Annotated in this window: 19 protein-coding genes; 9 read left to right on the top strand and 10 right to left on the bottom strand. The window is 68.7% G+C overall.

The genetic code is table 11. The annotated features are described in order from the left end of the window. Window positions 1-18 precede the first annotated feature (18 nt). The gene (locus AOZ06_RS49445) at window positions 19-1,929 is read left to right on the top strand and encodes an N-acetylmuramoyl-L-alanine amidase (protein ID WP_054295717.1); all 1,911 of its coding nucleotides are present in this window, start codon (window positions 19-21) and stop codon (window positions 1,927-1,929) included. A gap of 17 nt (window positions 1,930-1,946) precedes the next feature. On the opposite strand, the gene tsaD is transcribed toward AOZ06_RS49445, so the two are convergent. Genes tsaD through tsaB form a run of 3 tightly spaced genes read right to left on the bottom strand, consistent with a single transcriptional unit; the run spans window position 1,947 to window position 4,091 of the window. Next, complete coding sequence (gene tsaD / locus AOZ06_RS49440; RefSeq protein ID WP_054295716.1) at window positions 1,947-2,996, bottom strand: tRNA (adenosine(37)-N6)-threonylcarbamoyltransferase complex transferase subunit TsaD; 1,050 nt, start codon at window positions 2,994-2,996, stop codon at window positions 1,947-1,949. Then, window positions 2,989-3,456: a ribosomal protein S18-alanine N-acetyltransferase gene (gene rimI / locus AOZ06_RS49435; protein ID WP_054295715.1), complete on the bottom strand. Its 468-nt coding sequence runs from the start codon at window positions 3,454-3,456 to the stop codon at window positions 2,989-2,991. Before rimI ends, tsaD begins: the two co-directional genes overlap by 8 nt. Continuing rightward, complete coding sequence (tsaB, locus tag AOZ06_RS49430; protein ID WP_054295714.1) at window positions 3,453-4,091, bottom strand: tRNA (adenosine(37)-N6)-threonylcarbamoyltransferase complex dimerization subunit type 1 TsaB; 639 nt, start codon at window positions 4,089-4,091, stop codon at window positions 3,453-3,455. The genes rimI and tsaB overlap by 4 nt, the downstream gene beginning before the upstream one ends. A 59-nt stretch (window positions 4,092-4,150) precedes the next feature. Between tsaB and AOZ06_RS49425 the strand changes: the two genes are divergently transcribed. After that, window positions 4,151-4,528 (top strand): MerR family transcriptional regulator, encoded by a 378-nt coding sequence (locus tag AOZ06_RS49425; RefSeq protein ID WP_054297486.1) that lies wholly within the window; start codon window positions 4,151-4,153, stop codon window positions 4,526-4,528. Continuing rightward, window positions 4,516-4,845 (top strand): thioredoxin family protein, encoded by a 330-nt coding sequence (locus tag AOZ06_RS49420; protein ID WP_054295713.1) that lies wholly within the window; start codon window positions 4,516-4,518, stop codon window positions 4,843-4,845. The genes AOZ06_RS49425 and AOZ06_RS49420 overlap by 13 nt, the downstream gene beginning before the upstream one ends. 40 nt (window positions 4,846-4,885) lie before the next feature. Here the strand turns inward: AOZ06_RS49420 and AOZ06_RS49415 are convergent, their stop codons facing one another. Next, window positions 4,886-5,446, bottom strand: coding sequence for a TetR/AcrR family transcriptional regulator (locus AOZ06_RS49415; protein ID WP_236951985.1), 561 nt, complete (start codon window positions 5,444-5,446; stop codon window positions 4,886-4,888). Window positions 5,447-5,547: 101 nt separating this feature from the next. Here AOZ06_RS49415 and AOZ06_RS49410 point away from each other — a divergent pair, with 101 nt between their 5' ends. Genes AOZ06_RS49410 through AOZ06_RS49400 form a run of 3 tightly spaced genes read left to right on the top strand, consistent with a single transcriptional unit; the run spans window position 5,548 to window position 9,109 of the window. Beyond that, window positions 5,548-6,462 carry an SDR family NAD(P)-dependent oxidoreductase gene (locus AOZ06_RS49410; protein WP_054295711.1) on the top strand — a complete coding sequence of 305 codons (915 nt, stop codon included), beginning with the start codon at window positions 5,548-5,550 and terminating at the stop codon, window positions 6,460-6,462. 45 nt (window positions 6,463-6,507) lie between these two features. Beyond that, window positions 6,508-7,878 carry an acyl-CoA synthetase gene (locus AOZ06_RS49405; protein WP_054295710.1) on the top strand — a complete coding sequence of 457 codons (1,371 nt, stop codon included), beginning with the start codon at window positions 6,508-6,510 and terminating at the stop codon, window positions 7,876-7,878. Next, window positions 7,862-9,109 (top strand): carboxyl transferase domain-containing protein, encoded by a 1,248-nt coding sequence (locus AOZ06_RS49400; RefSeq protein ID WP_083472451.1) that lies wholly within the window; start codon window positions 7,862-7,864, stop codon window positions 9,107-9,109. The genes AOZ06_RS49405 and AOZ06_RS49400 overlap by 17 nt, the downstream gene beginning before the upstream one ends. A 184-nt stretch (window positions 9,110-9,293) precedes the next feature. Here AOZ06_RS49400 and AOZ06_RS49395 read toward each other — a convergent pair whose 3' ends face one another. Further along, a complete protein-coding gene (locus AOZ06_RS49395; RefSeq protein WP_054295708.1) occupies window positions 9,294-10,766 on the bottom strand; it encodes an MFS transporter in 1,473 nt (490 codons plus the stop codon). A gap of 58 nt (window positions 10,767-10,824) precedes the next feature. Here AOZ06_RS49395 and AOZ06_RS49390 point away from each other — a divergent pair, with 58 nt between their 5' ends. After that, entirely contained in the window at window positions 10,825-11,784 is a 960-nt protein-coding gene (locus AOZ06_RS49390; RefSeq protein ID WP_054295707.1) for an Lrp/AsnC family transcriptional regulator, read from the top strand. On the opposite strand, the gene tsaE is transcribed toward AOZ06_RS49390, so the two are convergent. The 4 genes from tsaE to AOZ06_RS49370 form a co-directional block, all read right to left on the bottom strand. Next, a complete protein-coding gene (gene tsaE / locus AOZ06_RS49385) occupies window positions 11,777-12,232 on the bottom strand; it encodes a tRNA (adenosine(37)-N6)-threonylcarbamoyltransferase complex ATPase subunit type 1 TsaE (protein WP_225953133.1) in 456 nt (151 codons plus the stop codon). The genes AOZ06_RS49390 and tsaE overlap by 8 nt on opposite strands. Beyond that, window positions 12,229-13,323, bottom strand: coding sequence for an alpha/beta fold hydrolase (locus tag AOZ06_RS49380; protein ID WP_054297485.1), 1,095 nt, complete (start codon window positions 13,321-13,323; stop codon window positions 12,229-12,231). Before AOZ06_RS49380 ends, tsaE begins: the two co-directional genes overlap by 4 nt. Continuing rightward, window positions 13,314-14,399, bottom strand: a complete 1,086-nt coding sequence (gene alr, locus AOZ06_RS49375; protein WP_054295705.1) for an alanine racemase — start codon at window positions 14,397-14,399, stop codon at window positions 13,314-13,316. The genes AOZ06_RS49380 and alr overlap by 10 nt, the downstream gene beginning before the upstream one ends. Window positions 14,400-14,505: 106 nt before the next feature. After that, entirely contained in the window at window positions 14,506-15,393 is an 888-nt protein-coding gene (locus tag AOZ06_RS49370) for an SMP-30/gluconolactonase/LRE family protein (RefSeq protein ID WP_054295704.1), read from the bottom strand. A gap of 90 nt (window positions 15,394-15,483) precedes the next feature. Between AOZ06_RS49370 and AOZ06_RS49365 the strand changes: the two genes are divergently transcribed. Together AOZ06_RS49365 and AOZ06_RS49360 are read left to right on the top strand one after the other, a co-directional pair. Further along, entirely contained in the window at window positions 15,484-15,906 is a 423-nt protein-coding gene (locus AOZ06_RS49365) for a MarR family winged helix-turn-helix transcriptional regulator (RefSeq protein WP_054295703.1), read from the top strand. 55 nt (window positions 15,907-15,961) lie between these two features. Further along, window positions 15,962-16,594 (top strand): TetR/AcrR family transcriptional regulator, encoded by a 633-nt coding sequence (locus AOZ06_RS49360; RefSeq protein ID WP_083472448.1) that lies wholly within the window; start codon window positions 15,962-15,964, stop codon window positions 16,592-16,594. On the opposite strand, the gene AOZ06_RS49355 is transcribed toward AOZ06_RS49360, so the two are convergent. After that, window positions 16,559-17,470, bottom strand: coding sequence for a LysR family transcriptional regulator (locus tag AOZ06_RS49355; RefSeq protein WP_054295701.1), 912 nt, complete (start codon window positions 17,468-17,470; stop codon window positions 16,559-16,561). The genes AOZ06_RS49360 and AOZ06_RS49355 overlap by 36 nt on opposite strands. Between the last annotated feature and the right edge of the window lie 24 nt (window positions 17,471-17,494).

Here is a 17,494-nt window from a genome sequence, read left to right as displayed (position 1 = left end):
TCCACACGGGAGAACGCCATGCGCCCTGCTCTCATCCTGGCCACGGTCACCGGTCTCGTGCTCGGCGTGACCACGGCCAGTGCCGACCCCGCCGACCAGGTGCGCCAGCGCGACTTCAGCGCTGCCGCGGCCGAGTTCGGCGTACCGGAAAGCGTACTGCTCGGTGTGTCCTATTTGGAGTCCAAGTGGGACACCAACGCCGGGACGCCGAGCACCAGCGCCGGTTACGGTCCGATGCACCTCACCGACGTGCGTACCGCGAACCCCGGCGGCACACACCACGACGACGGCACGGAAGATCCGCGCGGTGACGACTCGCGGCCACCGCTCGCACCCCAGCCGGGACCGCCGGTCGAACCGGTTCCGCAACTGCTCACCGTCGACCAGGCGTCGGCGCTGACCGGCGCGCCCACCGCGGACCTGCGGAGCAACGCCAAGCAGAACATCCGCGGCGGCGCCGCCCTGCTTGCCAAATACCAGAAGGGAATCGGGGTCACCAGTGACAACCCGGCCGACTGGTACGGCGCGGTCGCGCGCTACGGCGGCGCGGGTGACACCGGCGCGGCGGCGACGTTCGCCGACGAGGTGTTCGCGACCATCAACACGGGAGCCGACCGGGTCACCGACGACGGCCAGCACGTCCGGCTCGCCGCGACCCCGGTCCAGCCGAACACCGGCCTGCTCGACCGGCTCGGACTCCGGAAATCCACTTCGGACGACACCGAATGCCCGCGCAGCCTCGCCTGCGAGTGGATCCCGGCGCCCTACGAGGAGTACGTCAACGACAAGGGCAAGCTGACGTACGGCAACCACGACAAGGGAAACCGGCCGGAAACGCAGGAGATCGAGTACATCGTCATCCACGACACCGAAGGCCGGTGGGACGGTGTGCTCAACATGGTCCGCGACCCGAAGTACGTGAGCTGGCAGTACACCCTGCGGTCGGCCGACGGGCACGTCGCCCAGCACGTCAAGCACAAGGACGTGGCCTGGCAGGCAGGCAACTGGTACATCAACTCCAAGTCGATCGGCCTGGAGCACGAGGGCTTCGCCGCGCTCGGCACGTGGTACACCGAGGCGATGTACCGCTCGTCCGCGAAGCTCGTGCGGTACCTCGCGGCGAAGTACCGGATCCCGTTGGACCGCGCCCACATCATCGGCCACGACAACGTGCCCGGCACGATCCCGGACACCGTCAAGGGCATGCACTGGGACCCGGGCCCCTACTGGGACTGGGCGCACTACTTCGACCTGCTCGGCGCGCCGCTGCGGCCCATGGGCAACCTCGGTCTCGTCACGATCAAGCCCGACTTCGACAAGAACAAGCCCGTCTTCGTCGGCTGCGTGAAGCCCGGTGAGCCGTGCACGCCGCGCGGTTCCACGTCGGTCATCCTGCACAGCCAGCCGGACGCGAACTCGCCGCTGCTGAAGGATCCCGGCCTCAGGCCGGACGGATCACCCGGCACGATGCAGATCTCCGACCACAGCAGCCGCGTCGAGACGGGACAGCAGTTCGCGGTCGCCGAAGTCCGGGGAGACTGGACCGCGATCTGGTACCTGGGCCAGAAGGGCTGGTTCCACAACCCGCGCAAGGCGCCGGCCGCCATCGGCTCCGGCGGGCTCGTGGTCACGCCGAAGAAGGGCAAGGCAACGGTTCCGGTGTACGGCAGGGCGTATCCGGAAGCCGCTGCGTACCCGTCGAACATCCCGGTCCAGGACGTGATCCCGTTGCAGTACACGTTCTCGGCCGGAGAGCGGTACTCCGTCGGCCAGGCGTTGACGTCCGAGTACTACTGGGCCAACACCTTCGACTCGTCGAACCACGCCGTGGTCCGCGGCAAGACGAAGTACGTCCAGGTCCAGTTCGGGCACCGGATCATGTTCGTCAAGGCCGAGGACGTCGACGTGAAGCCGTCGTTCTCGCGCTAGGGACTTCGATACAGACCCTAGACGTGCACCACGTCGACGGGCAGCCCAGGATCCGTTGGCAGTTCGAGAGATGAAGGACGGACACCGGCAGCGACGACATGAGCGCCCACCGCGGCGATCATGGCGCCGTTGTCGGTGCACAGCCGGGGCCGAGGCACGCGCAACTCGATCCCGGCTTGGTCGCAACGCTCGCGAGCCAGCTCGGACAACCGCGAATTCGCCGCGACACCACCGGAAATGACCAGCGTCCCGATGCCGAGCTCCTTGGCCGCCCTGACCGCCTTGGCCGTCAGCACGTCGGCGACGGATTCCTGGAACGACGCGCAGACGTCCTCGACCGGGATCGGCTTCCCCTCCGCCTCACGGGCTTCGACCCAACGGGCGACCGCCGTCTTCAGGCCGGAGAACGAGAAGTCGAACTTGGGATCACGCGGGCCGGTCAGCCCGCGCGGGAACTTGATCGCGTTCGGGTCGCCCTGCCTGGCTGCCTTGTCGATGGGCGGGCCGCCGGGGTAGGGCAGGCCGATGATCCTGGCGACCTTGTCGTAGGCCTCACCGGCGGCGTCGTCGATGGTCGAGCCGACCTCGGTGATCTTGCCTGCCAGGTCCTCGACCTTCAGCAACTGCGTGTGACCGCCGGAAACCAGCAGCGCCAGGCATTCCGGCGGCAACGGTCCATGCTGCAGGGTGTCCGCGGCGACGTGCCCAGCGAGGTGGTTCACGCCGTACAGCGGCACATCCAGCGCGGCGGCGTACGCCTTCGCGGCTGACACGCCGACGAGCAGCGCACCGGCGAGCCCGGGGCCGCACGTGACCGCGATGGCATCCACATTGGACAGCGAAAGACCTGACTCGTCGAGCGCCCGCTCCATGGTGGGCACCATGGCTTCCAGGTGTGCGCGGCTGGCGACTTCCGGCACCACGCCGCCGAACCGGGCGTGCTGGTCCACACTGGACGCCACCTGGTCGGCCAGCAGGGTCATGCCGCCGTCGCCGGCGAGCCGGACGATGCCGACGCCGGTCTCGTCGCACGAGCTCTCGATGCCGAGAACTATCTTGTCACTCACTGGTCCTCCCCGGCCTGGCCATGGTGTACGCGTCCGCGCCGGACGGCTGGTAGTACCGCCTGCGCAGCCCGATCTGTTCGAAGCCGTGCGTCTCGTAGAGCCTGATGGCGGGCACGTTGTCGGTCCGCACCTCCAGGAACACCGGCGCGTGCGCCTTGTCGGCGTGGTCGAGCAGGTCCCGCAGCAGCGCCTTGCCGATCCCCTTGCCCTGGTGGCCGGGGTCGACGCCGATCGTGTGGATCTCGCCTTCGTAGTGGCCGGGACTGCCGAGCATGGCGATGCCCGCGTAACCGACGAGACCGTCCGGCTCGACGTGCGCGCCGACGTAGTGGTTGCCGTTCTCCAGCTCGAACTGGAAAGCCCGCACGCTCCACGGATCCTCGCCGGGGAACAGCGCCTTCTCCAGCTCCGCGCAGCGGGGCAGGTCCTCGTCGCGCAGTGGTTCGAGTCGGACAGTCACGCCCGGCTCACCCGCTTGCGCGCGCCGGGTTCCACCGCGTCCGGCCTGCGCAGGTACAACGGGGTCAACGGCGGCGGCGTGGTGCCGAACAGCGGCGCGGCGGCCATGACCAGCCCGGTCGGCGTCGGCGAGACGGGCTCGACGGCCCGCGCCAGCACCTCGGCGCCCACCACGAGATCGGCTTGCACGTCCTCGAGCTCAGCGGGTTTGCGCACGTCAGGGCCTTCGACGCGGTGGCCGTCGCGGTACCGCGCCCAGTACGCCTCCTTGCGGCGGGCGTCGGTGACCACGAGCAGCTCGTGCACCTCGGGGAAGTCGGCGGCGATGGCGTCGAGCGTGCAGACCGGGTAGACCGGCTTGCCGAGCGCCTGGCCGAGGGCGGCGGCGGTGACCATGCCCGCGCGCAGTCCCGTGAACGGGCCGGGGCCGGAGCCGCACACGATGGCGTCCAGGTCGGCGAAGCCCAGTCCGGCCTCGGCGAGCGCCTCCTTGCTGTGCGGCGTCAGCAACTCGCCGTGCGCACGGGCGTCGACCGTGACCCGGCTCGCCAGCGTGCGTGCGAGGCCTTCGTGGTCGAAGTCGACGACACCAGCGGTCACCGCGGGCGTGGCGGTGTCAAGGGCGAGAACGAGCACTGACCAAGAGTACGCAAGCTGGACTTGACGCCGGTGTCAAGGCCTAGCGTGGACGCATGATGCGGATCGGAGAGCTGGCCCAACGCGCGGGCACGAGCACACGGTCGTTGCGCTACTACGAGGCGCAGGGCCTGCTGACCGCCCGGCGAGCTGCCAACGGGCACCGCGAGTACGACGAGAGCGACCTGCGGCTGGTCCAGGAGATCAGGTCGCTGCTGGAGATCGGCTTCGCGCTGGAGGAGACACGCCCGTTCGTCGACTGCCTGCGCGCGGGGCACTCCGCGGGGGACGTCTGCCCGGCGTCGATCGAGGTCTACCGCCGCAAGCTCGCCGAGCTCAACGAAGGCATCACCCGCCTGAGCGCCATCCGTGACCGGCTCGCCGCGCATCTGGACACCATCCCGGTCCCGGAGGGGAAACGACCATGCTCGAACTGACCGACACGACATTCACCCGGCACCTGGCGGACGCGGACCGCCCAGTGCTCGTCTACTTCTGGGCCACGTGGTGCCCGCCGTGCCGGATGCTCGCCCCGGTGCTCGCCGAACTGGCGACCGAACTCGCCGACGTCGCCGAGATCGTCAAGGTCGACCTGGACGCGGAGGTCGACACCGCCCGCTCCCAGCGGATCATGGCCGCGCCGACGTTGAACCTCTACCGGGGCGGTGAACTGGTGCACTCCATGGTCGGCGCACGGCCCAAGCACGCGCTGCTGCGTGAACTGGAGCCGCACCTGTCCGTGCTCACCTGGTAGGTCGGTCGGATCGCGCCCGGGATCGAATCCGGGCGCGGCGCTACGCCCGGTGGCGCAGGCCGTCCATGAGCAGGTCGAGCAGCCGCCCGACCTGCTCGTGTTCGCTCTGGTACCCGGCCATCGCGATCCCGCTCATGGCCACCACCATGTCCCACGGGCTGATGTCCTGCCGGATCTTCCCGGCTGCGACGCTCGCGTCGAGCAGCAGCTTCAGCGCGCCCGTCAGGCGCTGCCTGGTTTCCGAGTACGGCGTCCCGCCGGACGCGATCAGCGCTTTCAGCGCGTCGCCCATGCCTTGTTTCGCGGTCATGTACTCGATGAAGTGGTCCATCCAGGCCCGCAGTGCCGCGTCCGGTTCCATCGTGGCCAGCAGCCTGCCGACCGCGTCCGTCAGCCTGGTCAGTTCGTTGCGGTACACCGCGTCCACGAGCGCTTCCCTGGTCGGGAAGTGCCGGTAGAGCGTGCCGATGCCCACTCCGGCCGCCTTCGCGATCGACTCGAGCGTCGTCTCGGCGCCGTCGTGCGAGAACGCCTGCGCGGCCACCTCGACCAGCCGGTCCTTGTTGCGCTGCGCGTCCACGCGCAGGGGTCGCGACGACACAAGTCCTCCCATCTGGGTTGCAAACGGAGGTCCCTCCGGATAATCTGGAGTCATAACGGAGGTCCCTCCGTTTCGATTCTACCGGCAAGGACACAACGACCATGGCTTTCGACCAGACCACCACTGCCGACGAGGTCATCGCCGGTATCGACCTGTCCGGCAAGCGGGCGATCGTCACCGGCGGCGCGTCCGGGATCGGCGTCGACACCGCGCGTGTGCTCGCGGGCGCGGGAGCCGATGTGACCATCGCTGTCCGCAACGTCGACGCGGGCAGGCAGGCCGCCGACCGGATCCACGAGACCAACGGCGCCAAAGTCCAAGTCGCCCAGCTCGACCTCGCCGACCAGGCCTCGGTGCGGGCGTTCACGGCCGCCTGGGAAGGGCCGCTGCACCTGCTGATCAACAACGCGGGCGTGATGGCCCCACCGCTGACCCGCACGCCGGAGGGCTGGGAGCTGCAGTTCGCCACCAACCACCTCGGCCACTTCGCGCTGGCCACCGGCCTGTACCCGTCGTTCGCCGCGGCCGGCGGCGCGCGGATCGCGTCCGTGGCCTCGACTGGGCACCTTTTCTCGCCGGTCATCTTCGAGGACATCCACTTCCGGGAGCGCGTGTACACCCCGTTCCTCGGCTATGGCCAGTCCAAGACGGCCAACATCCTGTTCGCCGTCGAGGCCACGCGGCGCTGGGCCGACGCCGGGATCTTCGTCAACGCGTTGCACCCGGGGTCGATCGTGACCAACCTCCAGCGGCACGTCGTGCAGGAGGACCTGAACCGGATGCGCGACGAAGTCCGCGGGTCGGCCTTCCGCAAGACGACGGCCCAGGGCGCGGCAACGTCCATCTATGTCGCCACATCGCCGGACTTGGAGGGCGTCGGCGGGAAGCACTTCGAGGACTGCGCTGAGGCCAAGCCGCGTGTGCAGGACGGCGATTTCGAGGGCATCGCGTCGTACGCGCTGGACCCGGCGGCGGCCGAACGGCTGTGGGAGGTGTCGCTCGCCACACTGAGCTGATTCCACTCTGGGCCGATCCCGTCTGGCCCCGGCATAGTGGCGTGCATGTTTGGTGAGCTGACCCGGGCTGCCGACCGCCCAGCGCTGCGCTTCGGCGACGTGGATCTGACCTACCGGCAACTGGCGGGCGCGGCGGGAGCCGTCGCCGCGCAGATCAAGGGCAAGGAACGAGTCGCCGTATGGGCGACGCCGACCGTCCAGACCGCGGTGGCCGTGATCGGCGCCCTGGTTGCCGGAGTCCCCGTCGTGCCGATCAACCCGAAGGTCGGCGAGCGCGAACTGGAGCACATCCTTTCGGACAGCTCACCGGATGTGATCCTGCGCGAGGCCGACATCGACGTCACCGCCTCCGCGCCGCTGCCCGACGTGGACATCGCCGACACGGCGCCCGCGTTCATCGTGTACACCTCCGGCACCACAGGACCGCCGAAGGGTGTCGTCCTGCCTCGCCGGGCGGTCATGTCCAATGTGGACGCCCTCGCGACGGCGTGGGAGTGGACGTCGGAGGACATCCTGGTGCACGGGCTGCCGCTGTTCCACGTGCACGGCTTGATCATCGGAATCGTCGGGCCGTTGCGCCGCGGCGGATCCGTGCGGCACCTGGGCAAGTTCTCCTCCGAGGCTGCCGCACGCGAACTCGGCGGTGACGCCACGATGATGTTCGGCGTCCCGACGATGTACCACCGGCTGGCCGCCGATGCCGAGGCCGATCCCGCGCTGGCCCAGGCGGTCGGGAAAGCCAGGCTGCTGGTGTCCGGCTCGGCCGCGTTGCCCGCGAGCGACCACGACCGCATCTTCAAGGCGACCGGTCAGCGGATCGTGGAGCGCTACGGGATGAGCGAGACGCTCATGAACTGCAGTGTCCGCGCCGGTGGCGAACGCAGGCCGGGCACGGTCGGCCCGCCGGTGGACGGCGTCGACCTGCGGATCGTGGACGAACGGGGCGTTCGGTTGCCGGACGGCGAGATCGGCGAGATCGAGGTGCGTGGGCCGAACCTGTTCCTCGAGTACCTCAACCGCCCGGACGCGACCGCGGAAGCGTTCCGGGACGGCTGGTTCCGCACCGGGGACGTGGCCACTGTCGACCCGGACGGGTACGTCAGGATCGTCGGCCGCCGGGCCACCGACCTGATCAAGAGCGGCGGCTACAAGATCGGCGCGGGCGAGATCGAGAACGTACTCCTGGAACACCCGCAGGTGGCTGAAGTGGCGGTGACGGGCGAGCCGGACGACGACCTCGGCGAGCGGATCGTCGCCTGGATCGTGCCCGCCGGTGACCGGCCCGACGAGCAGGACCTGATCGACCACGTGGCCCGGCTGCTCACGCCGCACAAGCGGCCACGAGTAGTCCGGTTCCTGGACGCCTTGCCGCGCAACGACATGGGCAAGGTGACCAAACGTGCCCTCAGCCAGTGACCCGCTGAACTGGCCGGGGTACGAGCAAGCCAGAGCGCGGGCGCGAGCGGTGACCGGCGCAGAGGAGTCGGTGACGTACGGCCAGGCGCTGATCGGCGACATCGACGTGATGCTGATCGAGTTCGACTTCCGCTTCCTCGGCGGCTCGGTCGGCACCGCGACCGGTGGCCGTCTGGTGCACGCGCTGTCCACGGCACGCGCGCACGCGATCCCGGTGGTGTCGTTGCTGGCGACGGGCGGCAGCCGCATGCAGGAAGGGATGTTCGCGCTGCTGCAGTTGCAACGGGTGGCGCGGGAGTGCCACCTGAACCAGGAGAGCGGGATCCCGCACGTCACCGTGCTGCGCAATCCCACGACCGGCGGGGTGTGGGCGTCGCTCGGCGCGAGCGCGGACGTCATCCTGGCCACCGGCGGTGCCCAGGTGGCCTTCGGTGGCCGCCGAGTCCGGTCGGCCGAGGACGCCGACCACCCGGCGTTCACGGCGACAGGCCAGTTCGCGGCCGGGCAGGTCGACGAGGTGGTGACGCCCGAGTCGCTGCCGGACGCCTTGTCGACGTGGCTCGAGCTGCTGACCGGCGGTGCACCCGAGCCCGCGGACGTGCCGAAAGCCCTTGGCAACGCGGACCTTCCGGCCAACGGCTGGGAGGCAGTCAGCCGCGCACGTGATCCACGCAGGCCGCGCGCCGCGGCGTACCTGGACGCCTACTTCGACACGTACCGGCTGATCAGCGGCGACCGCGCCGGTGGTGTCGACCCCGGCGTGCTGTGCGGGATCGGATGGCGCGGCGGCCGATCGATCGCGTTCGCGGCCCAGGCGGGAACAGCCACCAGGGCAGCCGGATACCGGACGGTCAGCCGGTTGATCACAATGGCCGACCGTCTCGGTATCCCAGTCCTGACATTGATCGACACTCCCGGCGCCGCCAACAACCCCACCGAGGAGGCAGCCGGTCTGGCCGCGGCGATCTCGAGCGTGTTCACCGCGATAGCCGCGACCCAGATCCCCGTGACCACACTGGTGATCGGCGAAGGCGGCTCCGGTGGCGCACTCGCCATGGCCGGCGCAGGCCGGACCTGGATCACCCCGGACGCCTACTTCTCAGTGATAGCACCGGAACTCGCAGCAGCCATCCTGAAGCGCGATCAAAACGAGGCCACCGACCTGGCCGACCAGCTGCACCTGCGCCCACAGGACCTCCTCAACCTCGGCATAGTCGACGGAATAGCGTGACAGCACAAACCCTCCTGTGCAGACAGGCGCGATAGCGTCGGCCTTCTACCTTCGCCTGACAGACCGCTCGACCGTCGTGTCACCAACGGTGTCGCGTACGTTGATGAACACAGGCGCGAGCACAACTGTGATCGCCGCATGGCAGCGCGAACCTCGTGTGCAGGTGAGCGTGATGGCAACGGTCCTATGTCTTTGCCTGCACGGGTTGTTCGATCTTTTTGTTACCAACGGCATTGCGTGCGCTGATGAACACGAGTGCGAGCACGGCCGCGATCGTTCCGACGATCCCGGCGACCACGTAGGACGATTCGAGGCCGTTCTCGAACGTCGTCGCGTGACTCAGAACTGTGCCGAGGACGGCGACACCCAGTGCGAATCCGAGCTGCCGGCACGTGTTCAGAGCACCGGAGGCCATTCCTGCCCGGTGGTGCGGAACCGTTGCCATGATCGCGCCTGGCAGTGCCTGTGCTGTCACGGCGACTCCCACGCCGGTCGCGATCATCCCCGGCAGGGTCACCGTCCAGCTGGCTCCGGTTGTCATCAGGAACGCTCCGACGCTGACGATCCCGAGTCCGATGCCGATCGTGTATCGGAACGGTACCGAGTGCAGGCGCCTGCTGAGTGTTCCCGCGATCACGAAGGACGACAGGCTCATCGGCAACATCACCAGGCCCGCTGTCAGAACTCGCAGGCCGAGCCGTTCCTGCAACCACACCGACATGAACGGCAGGTAGCCGAACGCCGCGAACGAGAACGCCATGGCGGCCAACAGGATCACCGGGAACGACGGCTGCCGGAACAGTTCCAGGTCCAGCATCGCCTTCGCGCTTCGGGCCTGCAGCACCACGAACGCGACGAGGATCACCAGGCCCGCGCCGAGCCAGCCGAGTACTTTCGCTGAGCCCCAGTCGTTCTGGCCTGCTTCCATCAGGCCGTACGTCACCGCTGCCACGCCTGCGGTGAACGTGATGACGCCTGGGATGTCCACACCTTTGGCGTGGGGGTTCGTGGACTCTGTCACGACTTTCGCTGTCAACCAGGTGGCCAGTACCACGACCGGGATGTTGATCAGGAAGATCCACCGCCAGCCGGCGAACTCCGTCAGCACCCCTCCGAACACCGGCCCGAGCGCGGAGGCGACTCCCGCCACCACGCCCCAGATGCCGAGCGCGATTCCCCGGTCGCGGCCGTGGTAGACGACGTTCAGGATGGCCATCGTGGTCGCCATCATCGCCGCCCCGCCGATGCCTTGCACGGCGCGTGCGACCACGAGGACCTCGATGGTCGGCGCGACGCCGCAGGCGAGCGACGCGGCTCCGAACACCACCAGACTGCCGAGATATGTCCGTTTGCGGCCGATCTGGTCGGCCAGCGCACCGCTGGCCAGCACGATCGCCGCCAGTGCCAGCGCGTAGGCGTCGACCACCCATTGCATGCCGGTGAGCGACGCCTTCAGGTCACCAGCCATGTCCGGCAGGGCGACGGTCACGATCGTGACGTCGACCAGCAGGATGAACCCGCCGAGGCACACCGCGAGCAGCGGCGACCACTTCCCCATGTCGATCTCCTCAGGACACTTGCGTTCGCCCGAAAGGATCTGCGCGCCGGTACCCTCGTCGCCATTACCGGCCGCATTGTGGCGGTTTTCGACATTCATCCCGCCTCCTTGGCGGAAACCGACGCCGCTGCGGCGGCTGGGGCGCTACCGTGCTGCTGTGGAGGTCGACGAGATCGACAGGGCGCTGATCCACGCGCTCGAGGTGGACGGGCGCGCGCCGTTCAACCGGATCGGCGAGGTGCTCGGGCTGTCCGACCAGACGGTCGCCAGGCGGTATCGCAGGTTGCGTGCCGAGTCCGTCGCGCGGGTGGTCGGCCAGACCGCGCCGTGGCGGGTCGGTCAGGTCCGCTGGTACTTGCGGATCCGCGTCGAGCCGAGCGTCGCCGTGTCGGTCGCGACGTCGTTGGCGCGCCGGCCGGGGACCTACTGGGTGCAGATGAACTCCGGTGGCACCGAGATCACGTGCGTCGCGCAGGCCGTCAGCGCGGAGGAGCCGGACAACCTGCTGTTGCGTCAACTGCCGAGGACACCGCGGGTCATCGACGTCACCGCGCAGAGCGTGTTGAACGTGTTCCTCGGGGACGAAGCCGTCTACCCGTCGTTGGTCAGCGCGTTGACGCCGGACCAGGTGGCGGCTCTCCGCCCAGCACTGTCCATAACGGACGAAACGATCAATCTGGACGACGCCGACCAGCGGATGCTCGCCGTGCTCGAACGGGACGGCCGGGCCGGGATCGCCGAGCTGGCCAAGGCGACGGGCTGGTCGGAGAGCAGGGCCAGGCGGCGGCTGGACTTCCTGCGCGAGTGCGGTGCGTTCTACCTGGACGTCGACCTGAACTCGGCCGCGCTCGGCTTCAAGAGCGAAACGCAGCTGTGGATGTCCGTCGCGCCGTCGCAGATCCAGCGCACCGGCGAGATCCTCGCGTCCCACCAGGAGATCGCCTTCGTCGCGGCGATGACCGGCGCGGCGAACATCGGCGCGACGGCCGTGTGCCGCGACGTCCGCGAGTTCTACCGGTACCTGACCACGAAAGTCGCTTCGCTCAAGGCGATCCAGCAGATCGAGACCGCGCCGGTGATCCGGACGATCAAGCGCGGCGCCACGCTCGTCACGTGAGCTGCCCGACCCTGCTGGTCCAGGCGCCGTGCGGTTCGAGCCGGGCGATCCGGGTGTCGTCCGGCTGCCTTTCCAGGCGCACCACCAGGTAGTCGTCCGCCAGTTGCTCGGCGAGGCCCTCGCCCCACTCGATCACGACCGCGGCCTCGGTCAGGTCGGAGTCCAGGTCGAGGTCGTCGACCTCTTCCACGTGACCGATCAACCGGTACGCGTCCACGTGCACGAGCGGCACGCCGCCGGGCTCGCCCGGCTTGTGCACGCGCTCGATCACGAACGTCGGCGAACTGACCCGGCCACGCACGCCGAGACCAACGGCGATTCCCCGGACCAGCACGGTTTTTCCCGCGCCGAGCGGACCGGCGAGCAACACCAGGTCACCCGCGCCGAGGATCTTGCCGAGCCGCTGCCCGAACTCGACTGTGTCTTCGGGAGTTGGAAGGGAGATCATGCCCTGCGCTGCCACCATCTACGTCCCGCGCCACGACCACTGGCGCACTGCCTGACCAGATCGACCAGGCCCGCGTTGACCAGGTCGGGTTGTTCGAGGATCACCATGTGCCCGGCGCCGCGCACCCGCACCAGCTTCGCGTCCGGCAGTTCCGCGGCGATCCGTTCCGCGTGTGAGAACGGCGTCATCCGGTCGCGGTCCCCGCTGAGCACGAGCACGAAACAGTGCTGCAGGCCCGCCAACGCCTTGTACCTGTTGTGGCTGCCCAACGTCTCGATGAAGTCGGCGAGCACCCGGACCGGGGTGACGTCGAGCATGGTCATCATGAAGTCGACCAGCTTCGGGCTGACGCTGCGGCTGCCGAACGCGATCAACCGGACCGCGCGCCGGGTCAGCTGCCCGCCCGCGGCCCTGACCAGTTCGACGAGGCCCGGCTGCCAGTCGGCGAGCGTGCCCATGCTGCGGGTCAGCGGGTTGTAGCGCGACAGCAGCGGCCTCGGCAGGCCGCTCGCGCCGATCTCACCCGCGGACGTGCCGATCAGCGCCACACCGCGGATCCGGTCGGCGAACAGGTCGGGGTCCTGCTCGGCCAGCGCGATCACGGTCATCGCGCCCATCGAGTGCCCGACGAGGACGATCGGGCCCTTCGGCACCATCGCGCGCAGCACGGCGGCGAGGTCGCGGCCCAGCTGGTCGATCGTGCTGGACACCTCGCTGGCCCGGCCGGACTTGCCGTGGCTGCGCTGGTCGTAGAGGACCTGGCGGACCCTCGGGTCGGTCTGCTCGGCGAACATCCGGCGCTGGAAGTGCCACGATTTGCGGTTCAGCGCGAACCCGTGCACCAGCACAACGGTGATGTCGGGCGTGCCGCCGTCGTCCGGGTCGACTTCCTCGACCGACAGGGGCACGCCGTCGTCGGCCGCGACCGTGCTGGTGCGGCTCGGCGGGAGCAGACCCAGCGGCTCGTCGGCGTACATGTCCGCTATATCGCGGCGCTTCGACCGAACGACAGCCGCTCCGATGGCCGCACCTGTCGCGACGACCCCGACTGCCCCGCCGACCAGGCCCGCGACCCGGCCGTTCACGACGATGCCCCCACGTAGCGACGCCGCACGCGCGGCCGGTACATGTTCGTCACGATCTCGTAGTCGATCGTGCCCAGTTTGTCGGCCCATTCGCGGGCCGTCGGCTCGCCGTGGGCGCCCGGTCCGAAAAGGATCACTTCGTCGCCGGGGGAGACGGGGTCGTCGCCGCAGTCGACGACGATCTGGTCCATGCACACCCGTCCGACGACCGGTCGCCGCTGTCCGGCCAGGGAAACCTCGAACCGGCCGGAGAGCCCGCGTGGCACGCCGTCGGCGTAGCCGACCGGTACGAGCGCGAGCGTGGTGTCGCGGTCGGCGACCCAGGTGTGCCCGTAGGACACGCCTTCGCCTGCCGGGGTGCGTTTCGTGCTGACCACACTGGACCGGAAGGTCATCACGGGCCGGAGGTCTTCGTGCTGGGGCACGGGATTGAGCCCGTACATGGCGATCCCGACGCGGACCATGTCGTAGGCGAGGTCCGGCCGGGTCAGCGTGGCAGCCGAGTTGGCGAGGTGCCGGATCGGCTGGAGGCCCTCGGCCACGGCGATCTCGTAGGCCTCGTCGAAGCGTCCGGCCTGCCGGTCGATGGACGGGTTGCCGGGCTCGTCGGCCGACGCGAGGTGCGACCAGATCGCGTGGACGTCGTGATCACGGGCGGCTTTGACCAGCTCGGGCCAGTCCTCGGGGGAGCAACCGTTGCGGTTGAGGCCGGTGTCGATCTTGAGGTGGAGCCGGGCGCCGTCGGCCGCGCGCAACTCGTCGACGCTGGAGACGCCGAGGTCCACGCCTGCCGCGACGGCGTCGGACAGGTCTTCGCCCGGCGCGTACAGCCACGCCAGGATGGGCGCTTCGATCCCTGCTTTGCGCAGGTCGACGGCCTCGGTCGCGGAGGCTGACCCGAGCCAGGTGGCGCCTGCCTCGAGTGCTGCCTTCGCGATGGGCACGGCGCCGTGGCCGTAGCCGTCGGCTTTCACGACAGCCATCACCGGCACCTGGGCGCGTTCGGCGAGCAGGGCGACGTTGTGCCGCAGAGCGTCGAGATCGACGACAGTCTCCGCACGCGGCGCGTATTGACCGGACATAACGTCGCCCATGCTCGCACATGTTGGTTACCGGCACTTTTCTAGATCCGGCTTGGCCGCGCAGGTCGTTCACGCCGCGCGACACGCCCAAGCGAAGCGGGGACGATCAAACTTTGCTGATGATGAACTGGGTGGACAGGCGTCCTTCGTTCAGCAGCCAGTCCAGCCTGCCGTTGACCACGTACGTGCCATACGGCGTCACTGCGGCGGTGGTCGGTGCCGTGATCGGCCACGCTGTGCGCTTACTCACCACCGCGCCTGACCACAGCCCTCTCGGCCGCAGCACGGTGACAGCGTCCTGTCCGGGTACGCCGAGCTTGTTGGTGACGACGACAAGCGAACCGTCCGGTTGCAACGCGAGGCCGTCGCCGCCGACGAGGGGTGTGTCCAGGGCGACTTCCACGAGACGGTTGCGCGTGACCTTGTAGATCTTGCCGTTCTCGTAGTGCACGACGAGCAGGAATCCGGCCGGGTGCCAGACCACGCCGTTCATGCCGTGTGCGACACCGGCCAGGCGCTTGTCCGTGACGAACGGCGTCGCGTTGCCGTTGACGTCGACTTTGTAGAGCGTCTCGCCTGGCGGGTCGGTGACGTACGCGTTGCCGAACCAGTCGATCGCCAGGTCGTTGGCGGCCTTGCCGAACTTGACCAGGTGCAGCGTGCGGCCGGTCGACAGCTCGAAGATGCCGAGGCCCTGGCTGTACGCGGCCAGCACGCGGTTGCGCACCGCATCGACGTGCACGCCGAGCGGCTGGGTCAGCACCGGGTCGCTGACCAGCGTCTGGGCTTTCCAGTCCTTGCCGACCACGGAGATCGTGCCGCGCACGATCGAGCTGACCAGGAACGCCTGCCTGGTCGGATCCCACGCCACCCCTTCCGGGTGCAGCGTCTCGCCGTAGCCGTCGATCACCTTCGGCAGCGACTTGGGCACCGCCGTCGCAGTCCCGGTGAGCGCCAGCATGAAGGCGATCACCATCAGAACCGTTCGCTTCATTCGAACCCCCATCAACGTTAGAGCTCAGACAGTAATCAGAGTTCTGATGACGGTCAAGGTGCTTACTGGACGTAGCATGTTGATGTGCGGATGCCGGCCGAAGAGCGCCTCGGGACGACCCTGAAGCGAGCTGTCGACGCCCTCAACACCGCCAAACAAGCGGCGGTGAAGCCCAGCGGGCTGACCGTCCCGCAGTACTCGGCCCTCTTGTTCCTCGCCGACAACCCCGGGATCTCGGCGGCGGCGCTGGCACGGCTGTGCATGGTGACCCCGCAAACGATGACCACGATCCTGCAGAACCTGGAGTCGGCCGGGATGATCGTGCGCACCCCGCACCGCTGGCACAGGAACATGTTGGAAACGCGGTTGACCGAGGCAGGGCAGGTGGCGTTCGACAAGGCCGACGAACGGGCGGTCGCGGTGGAGCGCGGGCTGGCGGGCGAATACACCGAGGACGAACTCGCCACGCTGCGCGCACTGCTGGAACGGTGCACGGCGGCGTTGTCGGAGTGAACAAACCGGCGTGGTAATACTATCACCCGGGTGGGGGATACTGTAAGTTCGTTCAGTGGCTCAAGACAGGGCGGTTCGCCGGCGGGCGGCGCATCTGGGCCCGGAAAAACGGCGGCCCCTCATTCTCGACTCGGCACTGCGGGTGTACCTGGAACACGGCTATCGCGGAACGTCGATGCAAGCGGTCGCCGACGCGGCAGGCGTCACCAAACCCGTGGTGTACGAGTGTTTCCGCAACCGCGACGAGTTATTGCTCGCGCTGCTCAGCAGGGAGGAGGAACGCCTCTTCGACGCGGTGCTCGCGGCATTGCCGAAGATGCCGGACTTCGAGAACCTCCAGGCCCTGATCGAGTCGGGACTCGAGGCGTTCCTGACCGCGGCGACCGGGGCACCGGACTCGTGGCGAGTGGTCTTCGAGTCCTCGCGCAATTCCGATTCCCCGGTGTCGCAACGGGTCCGGGCGGCGCGGGAGACGGTCCTCGGCAGGCTGCGCGACCTGGTGATGATGTACCTGGCCACCTTCAAGGTCGAGGACAGCGAGCGGAAAGCGCCGGTTCTGGCCGAGTTGCTCGCGTCGATCTGCGAGAGCTGCGGGCGGATGATCATCGTGGAGCAGCAGCCGTGGACGCCCGCCGATCTCGCGCAATACGTGTCACGACTGATGACCCTCGGTGTCAAACGCGCCTGACCTCGCCAGACAGCACTGGACGAAGTCGCGGACGACCGCGTTGCCGTCATCGGTCCACGCGACGCACACCTGAGTCGGGTCGACCCCGCTGACAGGCCGGTATGTGATGCCCGGCCGGGCGTAGAAACGCGCCGAGGATTCAGGCGCGAGGGCGATCCCGTAACCGTTGGCGATCGCGCTCAACCAGTCGTCCGGGGTGTCGGTGACCGCGCCGATCCGCGGTTCGCAGCCCGCGCGTTCGTCCGCCGCCAGCCAGTAGTCCCGCCACCAGCCCGTTTCCGGCGCTGCCGCGACGAACGGCTCGTCCCACAGTTCGTGGAAGTCGATCCGGTCCCGCCCGGCGAGCCGATGGGCGGACGGCAAAGCGATCACCCTCGGCTCGGTCAGCAGCACCCGCACGTGCCAGTTCTCCTGGCCGGGGAACGGAAGCCGGGTGATCGCGGCGTCCACGTCGCCGTCGCTCAACCCCGCACTGGGGTTCGACCAGGTGGCCTGCCGCATGTCGACGCGCCAGCCAGGCCGGCGTCCGGCGAACGCGGCGATGATGTCCGGCGTGGCCTCGTTGGCCGCACTGGCGAGAAACCCGACGCGCAGCACTTTCGCGGCCTGGCTCGCCGCGCCTTTGGTGTCCCGCAGCATGCGGTCCCAGTCGGCCAGCAGCACGGGAACTCGGCCTGCCAGCGTCGATCCCGGCTCGGTGAGCGCCATCCCGGCACGGGAGCGCGTGAACAACTGGACGCCCATGAGGCTCTCCAGCTGCTTGATCTGCTTGGTCAACGCGGGCTGCGAGACGAACAGCCGCTGTGCTGCCCTGGTGAGGTTGCCTTCCTCGGCCACGACGGCGAAGTAGCGCAGCAGCCGGGTGTCCACGTCCATGCCGTCAGGTTATAGACGCAGGTA

It is taken from the genome of Kibdelosporangium phytohabitans (genome assembly GCF_001302585.1).
GTDB classification, from domain to species: Bacteria; Actinomycetota; Actinomycetes; order Mycobacteriales; family Pseudonocardiaceae; genus Kibdelosporangium; species Kibdelosporangium phytohabitans.
Note: the sequence above shows the minus strand (reverse complement) of the source record. Positions and strands in the feature narration are given on the sequence as shown.

What these genes read in the sequence shown, in the direction of transcription:
- AOZ06_RS49425 (WP_054297486.1), top strand. Translation starts at nt 4,151, where the DNA reads ATGCGGATCGGAGAGCTGGCCCAACGCGCGGGCACGAGCACACGGTCG.
- AOZ06_RS49370 (WP_054295704.1), bottom strand. Translation starts at nt 15,393, where the DNA reads ATGAAGCGAACGGTTCTGATGGTGATCGCCTTCATGCTGGCGCTCACC.
- alr (WP_054295705.1), bottom strand. Translation starts at nt 14,399, where the DNA reads ATGTCCGGTCAATACGCGCCGCGTGCGGAGACTGTCGTCGATCTCGAC.
- AOZ06_RS49355 (WP_054295701.1), bottom strand. Translation starts at nt 17,470, where the DNA reads ATGGACGTGGACACCCGGCTGCTGCGCTACTTCGCCGTCGTGGCCGAG.
- tsaE (WP_225953133.1), bottom strand. Translation starts at nt 12,232, where the DNA reads ATGATCTCCCTTCCAACTCCCGAAGACACAGTCGAGTTCGGGCAGCGG.
- AOZ06_RS49365 (WP_054295703.1), top strand. Translation starts at nt 15,484, where the DNA reads ATGCCGGCCGAAGAGCGCCTCGGGACGACCCTGAAGCGAGCTGTCGAC.
- AOZ06_RS49405 (WP_054295710.1), top strand. Translation starts at nt 6,508, where the DNA reads ATGTTTGGTGAGCTGACCCGGGCTGCCGACCGCCCAGCGCTGCGCTTC.
- AOZ06_RS49410 (WP_054295711.1), top strand. Translation starts at nt 5,548, where the DNA reads ATGGCTTTCGACCAGACCACCACTGCCGACGAGGTCATCGCCGGTATC.
- AOZ06_RS49420 (WP_054295713.1), top strand. Translation starts at nt 4,516, where the DNA reads ATGCTCGAACTGACCGACACGACATTCACCCGGCACCTGGCGGACGCG.
- AOZ06_RS49445 (WP_054295717.1), top strand. Translation starts at nt 19, where the DNA reads ATGCGCCCTGCTCTCATCCTGGCCACGGTCACCGGTCTCGTGCTCGGC.
- AOZ06_RS49395 (WP_054295708.1), bottom strand. Translation starts at nt 10,766, where the DNA reads ATGAATGTCGAAAACCGCCACAATGCGGCCGGTAATGGCGACGAGGGT.